The following is a 10,374-nucleotide window of genomic DNA, read 5'->3' on the forward strand; positions in this document are numbered from 1 at the left end:
AATGGCTTTGGCTGACGTCATCCACATTCCCGAACAGCGCGCCGTCCAGGTCGAGGACGGGTTCACACGCATCGCTCACGGCATCCTCGAGGCGCTCGCGCTCGCAGACCTTGGGAAGCGCCACTACAAGGTACTGATGGTCCTGCTGCGCCAGACGTACGGCTATAACAAGAAGGCCGACGAGATCAGCTTGACCCAGTTCCGCGATAAGACAGGAGTCCTTCCGCCGAACGTTTCGACGGCGATCGACGAACTGGTCGAGATGCGCGTCGTCATCCGCACGCCGGGTAAGCATGCATTCTGCCTCGCTGTGAACAAGTCGTATGGGCAGTGGGCCGGCAAGGCGAAAGTCGATGTGTCCAAGCTTTGGGGTTATCGAAACGATAATAGTGCTGTTATCGAAACGATAAGTGAGGGTTATCAAAACGATAACGATGGTGTTATCGAATCGATAACCACAATAGACAACGCCAAAAGAAAAGACCAAAAGACAACTCCAAAAGAAACCCTTTCGCGCTCGCTTCGCGAACGCTTTGAGATTTTTTGGACGGCATACCCGCGTAAGCGATCGAAGAAAGCAGCAGAGAAGGCATTTGCCAAGGTCAACCCGGACGAGCAGCTCTTCAACGACCTGATGAAAGGTCTGGAGCGGGCCAAGACTTCGGAGCAGTGGCAAAACCCGCAGTACCAACCGCACGCAGGCACATGGCTGAACGACGGTGGTTGGATGGACGAATTCCAGACCGCGTACGACAACGCTGAACTTGCCGTGATCCGAGCCTTCAACCAGGCGCTCGGGGAGCGAGTCGGCACCGTGGACGAGGCGGCTTTCGTGGAGGCGCGCGCCGGCGCAATCCGCGCGTTCCTCGGAAAGCTGGCGGCCGATCCTCAAGCGTGGACGCGCTATTTCCCCGCCGTGCGCGACAAGGTCGAACTGCCGCCGCATGCCGGCTTCGATTACCTCATCAGCCCGAAAGGCTACGGCGACGTGCGCGGACGCATGGCGATCAAGCGCACTCCGGACGGAACGCGCGTGCATGCAGGCGACTGGGACAAGTCTGCGAGCGGCATCAAGGCCAAGGCGGAGGAAATGGGCATCGCATTCGACGAAGAAGAGCCGGTGCCGGCGATCGCCGCGCGCGTGCGCGCCGCAATTGCGAAGCAGGAGGAACAGTGAAGCGCTCCGCAGCCCTGCATTACCCGGAAGGAACGACCCGCGTCGGTACGGCGCGCGTGCGAGAGGACCGCACCGTAGGTCCCGACTTCGCAAGCCGCGAGTTGATGCGCCGCACGGGTCAGCAGCCGAACAGCGAGTTCGACGACATAGCTTCTGGATACGACCCGTTCGGCGAGGTGCCGAAGGTTCCGGCCGTTAAGAAGAAGCCTGCGAAGTACCGCAACGCGAAATGCGAAATCGGCGGCATCAAGTTCGACAGCAAACGCGAGATGAAGCGCTGGCACGAGCTGGTGCAGATGCAGGCTCGCGGCGAGATCGCCGAACTGGAACTGCAGGTGCCGTTCGTCCTGGCCGAGCCGGTGGTGATCGCAGGCCGTAAGCGCCCGGCGCTGAGGTACGTGGCGGATTTCGTGTACGAGAAGGGCGGAGAGACGGTCATCGAAGACGTGAAAGGCCGGGTAACCGAGGGATACCGCATCAAGCGCCATCTGATGGCCGCGCGGGGATTGACGATTGTGGAGATCAAATAATGCGATGCACCGAGAACTACGCGCGCCAGGACCTAAGCGGACGCGCTCAGACTAAGCGGACGCACAAGGTCATGCCGCTGAGCCAGCGTCTTGTCCTCGAATCGTTGCGCCGCAGGCGCGAGGCATCCGTCGGCGCGGTCGCGGATGAACTCGACAAGTCGCGCGACGTGACGAAGCATGTATTCACGACGCTCATGAAACAGGGCTACGTCGTGCAGACGCGAAAGATGGTCGTAACGGTGGGGCGCGGGCGCGAACCGGCGATGTACAAGTGGACCGGCAAGGCATTCCCGCCTTCGAGCGAGATCGCGCCGCGCGCAGACAGCGCCGATTACGGCCTGCCTCCTCATATCGCAGCACTGGTCGATGGCATGAAAGCGATGTGTCTCGTCGGGAGGGCTGCAGCATGAAGCTCTATATCGCCGGGCCGATGTCGGGCTATCCCGAACTGAATTTCCCTGCCTTCGACGCTGAAGCGGCGCGTCTACGCGCGTTCGGCTACGAGATCGTCAACCCGGCAGAGATCGACGTCGGGCCGAATCCCGACTGGCTGACAGCCATGCGTGCGGGCATCAAGCAACTCGTCGACTGTGACGGCATCGCTCTCTTGCCCGGGTGGCAAGCATCGGCTGGCGCAAACATCGAGCACAGCCTTGCGCGCGGGCTCGGGCTGCGCGTGTATCAGGCGTGCCACCTTGTCGGCCTGGCCGGCGACATGCCAGTAATTTCACAAGACGCCGTCGTCGAGATGGTCGGCCAAGCGGAGGCTGCGTGAAGCGATCGGCTCTGCTCGCACGCAAGACCCCAATGAAGCGCTCGTCGTGGCCGCTGGCCGATCGCGCGACGTCGCTGCGCCGCTCGGCGCTGAATGCGCGCGTGAAGAAGCCGACCGTCGCCGAAGGCTCGAAATATCTCGCGGCGTGCCGCGACGAGCCGTGCTTTCTGCGCGTGTTCGGCGTCTGTATCGAGCAGGCAACCGTTGTGCCGTGTCACTCAAACCAGGCGAAGCACGGCAAGGGCATGGGCAAGAAGGCTGATCACGAATACATGGTGCCCGGTTGCATGGCGTGCCACCAATGGATCGATCAAGGAAAGGCTCCGCGCGCGGAGAAGTTTGGAACGTGGGATCGCGCATACGAGGCTTGGCAGCCCGTGCGCGCCGCAAAGATGGGCTTGAAGGAGGGTTCATGAGGTTGTTGGTCAGGTTGAGCAAGCCATCGATGTATCACCGAGGTAAGTGGCGTCCCGATTACGCCACGTTCGAGTGCTTGGCACTCCGGCTGCACGGGCCAATGGTGTCGGGCAAGGGATTCGGCGCATTCATTCACGCAGACGTGGATCTGCCGCCGCAATACGCCAGATACGCGAGCGAGCAAAGGCGCAATCCGGACGGCACGTATCGCGTAGAGGTGATCGTGAATCACAACGCAAAAACACTGGCGCCGTTCCTCGCGAGCGGCCTTATAGAAATGGATGTGAGGGAAACAACATGATTCTGCCCGCCGATTTCGATCCGTACTTCGCCGTGACGGGCGTGAAGCGCCGCGACTGGACCAAGCCTGTGGAGCAGAAATGAGCGCACACGCATACATCAGCTTGTTGATTTGCGCCGGAAACTGACCCACTTTTTGCATCTAAAACTGACCCACCCCTGATGTGCAGAAACGTCATTTCGGTGCGTCGATTTCCTCCTCTTTTTGTCGTTTGGGTGAGCTTTTTCGGGTTGCAGCCCGCGATGCGGGCTGCCCCGCCGTGCTGTTTTTGAAGCGCCAGGAGTCGTTGCCTGTTTCGACTATGTGGCAGTGGTGTGTGAGGCGGTCGAGCAGCGCAGTCGTCATCTTCGCGTCGCCGAATACGTTCGACCATTCGGAGAAGCTTAGGTTAGTCGTAACTAGGATGCTCGTGCGCTCGTAGAGCTTCGAGAACAGATGAAACAGCAGTGCGCCCCCGGTTTGCGTGAATGGCAGATAGCCGAGTTCGTCCAGCACAATTGCGTCGACATACATCAGCCGATTCGCGAGTTGTCCCGGTTTGCCTGCGGCCTTCTCAGCTTCAAGTTGGTTCACGAGTTCGACGGTGGTAAAGAATCGAACCCGCTTGCCGTGGTGCTGTATCGCTTCGATTCCGATTGACGTCGCAAGGTGCGTCTTCCCCGTGCCGGGTCCGCCGATGAACACGATGTTTTGCGCCGATTCGCAGAATCGTACGGTGTGGAGTTCGCGAACGAGGCTCTCATCGACGCTCGCTTGCTCGAAGTCGAAGCCCGCGAGGTCGCGGTGAGCAGGGAAACGCGCAGCGGCCATCTGATAGTTGATTGACCGCACCTGGCGCTCGGCTGTTTCTGCCTTCAGCAACATCTGCATGAACTTCTCCGGCTCGAACTCGTTGTGACGCGCCTGCGCGAGCAGTTCGGGCCACGCTTGCGCCATACCGTGGAGCTTCAACGACTTCAGTAATGCGGCGGTTTCATTCGACATGACCATCCTCCTCGTTGCGAACGCGAAGCCGCTCGTATCGGTGAACATCCGCAACCGGTTCGACCTTGAGCGTGATTGCCGTTCTCACCACATCGCCTGGTCGAGCCGACGGGCTTTTTAGCCGCGCAAGGATGTTGAGGACATGGTCACCGCTCGGACGCCCAGATTCGAGCGCTAGCTCAACCGCCACTAACACAGCCTCCAGCCCATGGATGGGAGTCGCCGCGAGGACCTGCACCATCACGCGGTCGCCGCCGGTCTGCTTCAACAGGTGTCTCTGCAGTCGAAGCATCGGTTCGGGCATCGTCAAGAACGGCGCACCGTTTCTCAACGAGCCGGGCTTGCGCTCCACCAACGCGATGTAGTGGCGCCAGTCGTAGAAGGTTTGATAGCGGTCGAAGCTGCGCGGATGGCGGGCAATCTCGATGCCGTCGGCGACCAGGCTGATATAAGTCGGATAGCAGCGCAGGCTGACGATTTGATGTGCGTACTCGGTCGGCACGCTGTAACGGTTTCGGTCGAGGTGTACCAAACTTGTGGGCGACACGCGCACCGGCTTCTCGATGTAGCCATCGAACGGCTTCGGCATTTGCATCAGCCGTGGACGTTCGTCTGCCAAAGCCTCTTCGACGCTTAGTTCAGGCCACTGTGGATGTTTTAATTCCTTCCACGCCTGTCGGCATCGCTCGGCCAACCATATGTTCAGAACTTCAAGCGACTCCCACCGAATCGCGATTGCATCGTGCCAAATCTGTCGGCGCCGGTCTTGAACGTTCTTCTCGACGATGCCTTTCTCCCAGCCGGCGGCTCGGTTGCAGAATTCCGGCTCAAACAGGTAATGACCGCACATCGCGTGAAACCGCGCATTGATAGCGCGCTCCTTGCCAGGTCCGACCTTGTCGACAGCAGTCTTCATGTTGTCGTATATGCCGCGACGAGGGACGCCACCGAGAGCAACAAACGCTCGTGCATGGGCGTCGAACAACATCTCGTGACTTTGGGTCGGGTAGGCAACGAGCCAGAAGGCGCGACTCGCGGCGAGCTTCAGATGCGCGACCTCCACTCGTCGCCTGAGGCCACCGATGAAGACGTACTCGCAGCTCCAGTCGAACTGGAACGCTTCGCCGTATTCGAACGCGAGCGGCACGAAGGCGCCACGCTGCGCTCCGGCATCGCGTTCCTTCTTCCAGTTGCGAACGAACGCTGATACGCGGTCGTAACTGCCGTCGTAGCCGGAGGCGCGCAAATCCTCATACATCTGAGTCGCCGAACGTCTCTCTCGTCTTGGACGTTTGGTGTCGGCGAGCAGCCACAACCGCAGTTGCTCGGACCAAGGGTCGACAACGCTGTTATTGACGCGTTTCGGATACTTCGGCTCACCGGTCGACGGCTCGCGCAGCCAGCGTCGAATGGTGTTTCTTGAGAGCCCCGTCTGTCTCGCAATGTCCCGCAGCGGGACGCCGTCGCGGAAATGCATCCGCCGAATCTTGGCCAACATGCTCACGGTTATCACTCCGTTCTCCCGCTTGGCGTCCAAGCGGGAAGTTGAACATGTGGGTCAACTTTCGATGCAAATTTCTAGCGGAAGTGGGTCAGTTTTGCGCGCCTATCAACAGGCGGCCGACCCTGGCGTGAAGCGGTACCGCCCGAAGTTCATCGTGTCCGAGCAGCCTTCGTCGGATCGGACGTATCTCGAACGGCGCGTCGATTGGCAGATCGCGCGCGCCTATGGCATGTCGCGCCAGGTGCGTGTGCTGGTGGATAGTTGGACCGATCCGAGCGGCTCGCCGTGGTACTTGAACTATCAAGTGCCGGTCACCATGCCGCTGCTCAAAATTCCGGAGAAGACGCTCCTGCTCGTCACCCAGATCAGTTTCATCCTAGACGAAAGCGGAACGCATACCGAGCTCCTGCTCGCGCCGCGTCAGGCGTATCTGCCTGAGCCGCTCGTTTTACAACGCATTGATCCGGACATCGCGCCGGCCTGAGGATCTAATGTTCGACGCACTGAACGCTCTCTCGCGGAGAATTCGTCTGTTCGTGAGTCGGGCGGTGATTTCGTTCGTCGATGACACGCGAACGGTCCAGTACCTGCAGGCAAAGATCAATGCGCTTGAGACGGTCGGCGACATTCCCCGCTACGTTGAGTACGGGCTGTCATCGAACCCGCCGCTCGGCTCCGAGGCGCTGATCGTATTTGGAAATGGCGAGCGCACGAACGGCATCGTCATCGCCACTTCCAACGCCAAATACCGCGTCACCGCGTTGGCGAGCGGCGAGGTTGTTGTGCACGACAACACCGGGCAGAAGGTCTACCTGTCGCAGTCGGGCATGGTGCTCGACGGTGGCGGAAAGCCGGTGACCATCACGAACACGCCGGAGATCGATGCCGACACGCCATTGCTGAAGTGCAAGGGCGACATCATCGACAACTACGAGACCAACACGCGCACCGTGGCCGGCATGCGCGCTGTAGCCAACGTGCACACGCATCCGATCACGAACGTGCAGACGGGCAGCAGCACGATCAATACGCAGCCGCCGACACAGCCGGAGTAATAGATGCCTGACATCAGCATCGCCTGGGATGCCGCGAACAGCCGAGGAGATTGGCAGCAGCTCGGCCCCGACCTGCTCACCGGGAATGATCTTCAAACCGCCGTCTTGCTGAGCCTTTTTACCGACCGCGCGGCGAACTACGACGACGTCATACCTGACGGCAGCGGAGATCCGCGCGGCTGGTGGGGCGACTTGGGCGAGGACAAGCCGATCGGCTCGCGGCTGTGGTTGCTCGACAGATCGAAGCAGACGCAGGAAGTCCTCAACAACGCGCGCGATTACATCATCGAGGCGCTGCAGTGGCTCGTCGATGACGGCGTCGTCGCCGGGATTGACGTGCAAACGGAATGGACCCGCGCGACGTTTCTCGGCGCGCAGATCACGCTTTATCAACCGGCCGGCCCCGGCGTCACACTGACGTTCGCATGGGCGTGGCAACAGATGACCTGACGATGCCATTCCAACGGAAGACGCTATCCACCTTGATCAACGAGGTGGCGGCCGACATCAATTCGGCCTTGCAGGGCGCAGACGCGACGCTTCGCTTTACGGTGCTGAAGGTGATCGGCAAGGTGCAGGCGGGGTTGTCCAATCTGCACATGGGCTATTTGGACTGGATCGCAAAGCAGTCCGTCCCGTTCACAGCTGAAGCCGAATATCTCGAAGGCTGGGCGGGCCTTAAGAAGGTGTATCGCAAGGCGGCATCTGCTGCACAGCTTTCGGCGAAATTTGCTGGCGTTGCGGGCACGCCGCTTAGCGCTGGCACGTCGGTCGTCCGGTCTGACGGTGTCACGTACACGACGGTATCGACAGCGACAGTGGACGGTACCGGAACCCTCTCGGTTACGATCGTCGCGACTGCTGCGGGATCAGCGGGTAACGCCGATGCGGGCACGTCGCTCTCGCTCGGCACCGCTGTCGCGGGCATCCAGTCCACCGGCTCGGTGACGGGCACAGTCCAATCGGGTGCCGACGTCGAGCAAGACGACGCGCTGCGCACTCGCATGCTGGCGGCCTATCAGAACACGCCGCAAGGCGGTGATGCGAACGACTACGCCGGCTGGGCGCTCGCCGTTCCGGGCGTCACGCGCGCGTGGGTTGCGCCGAACGGATTCGGTGCGGGAACAGTCGTCGTCTACACCATGTGGGACATCGCGGAAGCGTCGCACAACGGCTTCCCGCAGGGGACGAACGGCGTCTCGCAGTACGACCAAGGACCGGGCGGAATCCCTCGCGGGACTGCCGCGACAGGTGATCAGCTTGTTGTCGCCGACTCGCTCATCAATGAGCAGCCGGTGACTGCTCTCGTGTATTCATGCGCGCCGGTCCCGAACAGTCTCACCTTCACGCTTTCCGGTTTGAGCGGAACGACGACCGCGACGCGCGCGGCGATCGCGGCTGCAATCTCCGACGTCCTGTTCCGCAACGGTGATCCGCGCGCGGGCACCGTCAACCGCTCCGACATCGAGTCGGCTATCGCGTCGGTTTCTGGAACGAGTGGTTTTGTCATCACGCTCGTGCAGGGCGTGGTGAGCGGCACCACGACGACCTATCCGGGCAACATCACGAGCGGCACAGGGCAGTTGCCGGTGCTCGCGGGCGTGAACTACGTCTGAGGCCTCGATGCTCGCACCCAACTTCAAGGCGGCCGACTTCCTGTCCGCGATGCAGGCATTGCTGCCGCGCGGCCGCGTGTGGCCTCGCGATCCTGACACTGTGCAGGCGAAGGTCCTTTCGGGCCTCGCACCGAGCTACGAGCGCCAGACGGCGCGCGCGAACTATCTGCTCGTCGATGCCTTTCCGCCAACGACGTACGAGTTGCTGCCCGAGTGGGAGGCAACGCTTGGCCTTCCCGATCCATGCGCGGGAACTGCGCCGACGATCCCGGCTCGGCGTGCGCAGGTGATCGCGCGGCTGACGGCGCTAGGCGGCGCGTCGATTCCGCAGTTGACTGCATTCGCGGCATCGCTCGGTTACACCGTGACGATCACGCAGTACACGCAGGCGCGCGCGGGAATGCTCAAGGCCGGGCAGCCAGTCAACGGCTACGACTGGAACTTCGCCTGGAAGATTACGGCGCCGTTGAACACGATCGTCCGCGCCGTCGCCGGCGGCATGGCGGCAGGCGATCCGCTCGCGTCGTGGGGCAACAAGGTTCTCGAGTGCGAAATCCGCGCAGTGATGCCGGCGCACACCATTCCGATTTTCGCTTACGCCTAAGAGGCAAGAGTATGTTTCGAGTCGATGATGCAACGGCAGCGCCCTCGCTGCCATCCCCCGAAGCAGTGGGAACTCCGGGCTATTTCACCGAAGGTAACGCCGCTGCAGGCACACCCGCAACCAACGTGCGTGCGTCGTGGCTGAATATGCTGCAAGAGGAAATGATGTCGATCCTCGCAGCCGGCGGGATAACGCCAAGCAAAACGACGTACACGCAAATCAGGGATGCCATCAAGGCATATGTCGGTCCGGGTCGATTGCTCCGGACGCTGGTCTACTTCAATAGTGGTGGCACGCAGTACCTATCTGTCAACGGTGGCGCCGCTACGACGACAGGTGCGACCGTATACACGCCTAGCGCCGGCTTGGGGTCCGCATACGTCCAAGTTCAAGGAGCAGGCGGCGGCGGTGGCGGGACTGCTGCCACATCTACCGGCCAATACGCGATCGGAAGCGGCGGGGCATCGGGAAGCTACGGTTCTTCCTATCTCACAGCCGCGCAGATCGGTGCAAGCCAAGCTATCACCGTCGGGACCGCTGGTGCATTCGGCGGTGCTAATGGCAATGGCGGTACTGGTGGATCGTCATCGTTTGGCTCACTGATTAGTGCGCCCGGTGGAAACGGCGGACCTGTGGGGTTGGCTACCTCGTCGACATCTTCTCTCCAATACGGCGCGCAGCCCGGGGCCGCAGCGACCGGCGGCAATATCGTTTCCACCTATGGAATGCAGGGTGTCACAGGGAGTATCACCGGATCGCTTTTTGTCAGCGGCGCGGGCGGTGGCTCACCGATATTCGGCGGCTCGGGCGGCGGCAAATTTGTTTCCGGAAACGGGACCGGTCAACCTGCCGGGGCGCTGGGTGCCGGAGGCGGAGGTGCCGCGATTGGACCGTCATCGGCGGCTTCGACAGGCGGTTATGGCGCTGGCGGAATCATCATCATCCAGGAGTACGCGTGATGAACTATGCCTATGTGCAAGAGGGCCGGGTGATGGAAGTCATCGCCCCGATGCTGGATGACAGCGGGAACGAGATTCCCATCGAAGCGCGCTTCACCGAAGAGTTTCGTCAATCGCTGGTTCCTTGCGACGATAGCGTGAAGGAAGGATTGGTGTACGACGGGACGACGTTCTCGGAGTACGTTCCGCCGCCTAAGTCGGCGGCGCAGATTCTCGCGGATAACACCGCTGCTCGCGACACGATGCTTGCCCAAGCAACCGCGGCGATTGCTCCGCTGCAAGATGCCGTCGACCTGGACGAAGCAACCGACGCAGAAATCGCGCTGCTGAATAAATGGAAGCAATATCGCGTCGCGGTGAATCGAGTCGATTTGACGCAAGCAAGCCCGGTCTGGCCGGCCGCGCCTTCCGCCTGAACAGGCAAGTCGGAACAGCCGCCCCCAGAGGCGGCT

The 10,374-nt window shown here is 61.2% G+C and carries 15 protein-coding genes; 13 read left to right on the plus strand and 2 right to left on the minus strand.

Annotation, left to right across the window (positions count from 1 at the left end):
- Position 1 precedes the first annotated feature (1 nt).
- From P9239_RS00245 to P9239_RS00270, 6 genes are all read left to right on the plus strand, one after another.
- Positions 2 to 1,177: a replication protein gene (locus tag P9239_RS00245; protein WP_309748515.1), complete on the plus strand. Its 1,176-nt coding sequence runs from the start codon at positions 2 to 4 to the stop codon at positions 1,175 to 1,177.
- Complete coding sequence (locus P9239_RS00250; protein WP_309748516.1) at positions 1,174 to 1,707, plus strand: DUF1064 domain-containing protein; 534 nt, start codon at positions 1,174 to 1,176, stop codon at positions 1,705 to 1,707. Before P9239_RS00245 ends, P9239_RS00250 begins: the two co-directional genes overlap by 4 nt.
- A 71-nt stretch (positions 1,708 to 1,778) precedes the next feature.
- A complete protein-coding gene (locus P9239_RS00255) occupies positions 1,779 to 2,117 on the plus strand; it encodes a hypothetical protein (protein WP_309748517.1) in 339 nt (112 codons plus the stop codon).
- Positions 2,114 to 2,482, plus strand: a complete 369-nt coding sequence (locus P9239_RS00260; protein ID WP_309748518.1) for a DUF4406 domain-containing protein — start codon at positions 2,114 to 2,116, stop codon at positions 2,480 to 2,482. The genes P9239_RS00255 and P9239_RS00260 overlap by 4 nt, the downstream gene beginning before the upstream one ends.
- Entirely contained in the window at positions 2,479 to 2,898 is a 420-nt protein-coding gene (locus P9239_RS00265; RefSeq protein ID WP_309748519.1) for a hypothetical protein, read from the plus strand. The genes P9239_RS00260 and P9239_RS00265 overlap by 4 nt, the downstream gene beginning before the upstream one ends.
- Complete coding sequence (locus tag P9239_RS00270; protein WP_309748520.1) at positions 2,895 to 3,200, plus strand: hypothetical protein; 306 nt, start codon at positions 2,895 to 2,897, stop codon at positions 3,198 to 3,200. Before P9239_RS00265 ends, P9239_RS00270 begins: the two co-directional genes overlap by 4 nt.
- A 174-nt stretch (positions 3,201 to 3,374) precedes the next feature.
- Here P9239_RS00270 and istB read toward each other — a convergent pair whose 3' ends face one another.
- On the minus strand, positions 3,375 to 4,190 hold the full coding sequence (gene istB, locus P9239_RS00275; protein ID WP_404980189.1) for an IS21-like element helper ATPase IstB: 816 nt from the start codon (positions 4,188 to 4,190) through the stop codon (positions 3,375 to 3,377).
- Entirely contained in the window at positions 4,174 to 5,688 is a 1,515-nt protein-coding gene (gene istA, locus P9239_RS00280) for an IS21 family transposase (RefSeq protein ID WP_309748522.1), read from the minus strand. The genes istB and istA overlap by 17 nt, the downstream gene beginning before the upstream one ends.
- On the opposite strand from istA, the gene P9239_RS00285 reads away from it, so the two are divergent.
- From P9239_RS00285 to P9239_RS00315, 7 genes are read left to right on the plus strand one after another with little or no spacing between them, the layout of a single operon-like run.
- Positions 5,681 to 6,172 (plus strand): phage baseplate assembly protein, encoded by a 492-nt coding sequence (locus P9239_RS00285; RefSeq protein WP_309748523.1) that lies wholly within the window; start codon positions 5,681 to 5,683, stop codon positions 6,170 to 6,172. The genes istA and P9239_RS00285 overlap by 8 nt on opposite strands.
- A 7-nt stretch (positions 6,173 to 6,179) precedes the next feature.
- Positions 6,180 to 6,743: a phage baseplate assembly protein V gene (locus tag P9239_RS00290; protein ID WP_309748524.1), complete on the plus strand. Its 564-nt coding sequence runs from the start codon at positions 6,180 to 6,182 to the stop codon at positions 6,741 to 6,743.
- Positions 6,744 to 6,746: 3 nt separating this feature from the next.
- Positions 6,747 to 7,193 (plus strand): phage GP46 family protein, encoded by a 447-nt coding sequence (locus P9239_RS00295; protein ID WP_309748525.1) that lies wholly within the window; start codon positions 6,747 to 6,749, stop codon positions 7,191 to 7,193.
- A gap of 2 nt (positions 7,194 to 7,195) precedes the next feature.
- On the plus strand, positions 7,196 to 8,359 hold the full coding sequence (locus tag P9239_RS00300) for a baseplate J/gp47 family protein (RefSeq protein WP_309748526.1): 1,164 nt from the start codon (positions 7,196 to 7,198) through the stop codon (positions 8,357 to 8,359).
- Positions 8,360 to 8,366: 7 nt separating this feature from the next.
- Entirely contained in the window at positions 8,367 to 8,963 is a 597-nt protein-coding gene (locus tag P9239_RS00305) for a putative phage tail protein (RefSeq protein ID WP_309748527.1), read from the plus strand.
- Between the two features lie 11 nt (positions 8,964 to 8,974).
- On the plus strand, positions 8,975 to 9,922 hold the full coding sequence (locus P9239_RS00310; protein WP_309748528.1) for a hypothetical protein: 948 nt from the start codon (positions 8,975 to 8,977) through the stop codon (positions 9,920 to 9,922).
- Complete coding sequence (locus P9239_RS00315) at positions 9,922 to 10,338, plus strand: tail fiber assembly protein (protein ID WP_309748529.1); 417 nt, start codon at positions 9,922 to 9,924, stop codon at positions 10,336 to 10,338. Before P9239_RS00310 ends, P9239_RS00315 begins: the two co-directional genes overlap by 1 nt.
- The last annotated feature ends 36 nt before the right edge of the window (positions 10,339 to 10,374 follow it).

Source organism: Caballeronia sp. LZ062, assembly GCF_031450785.1.
Lineage (GTDB): Bacteria > Pseudomonadota > Gammaproteobacteria > Burkholderiales > Burkholderiaceae > Caballeronia.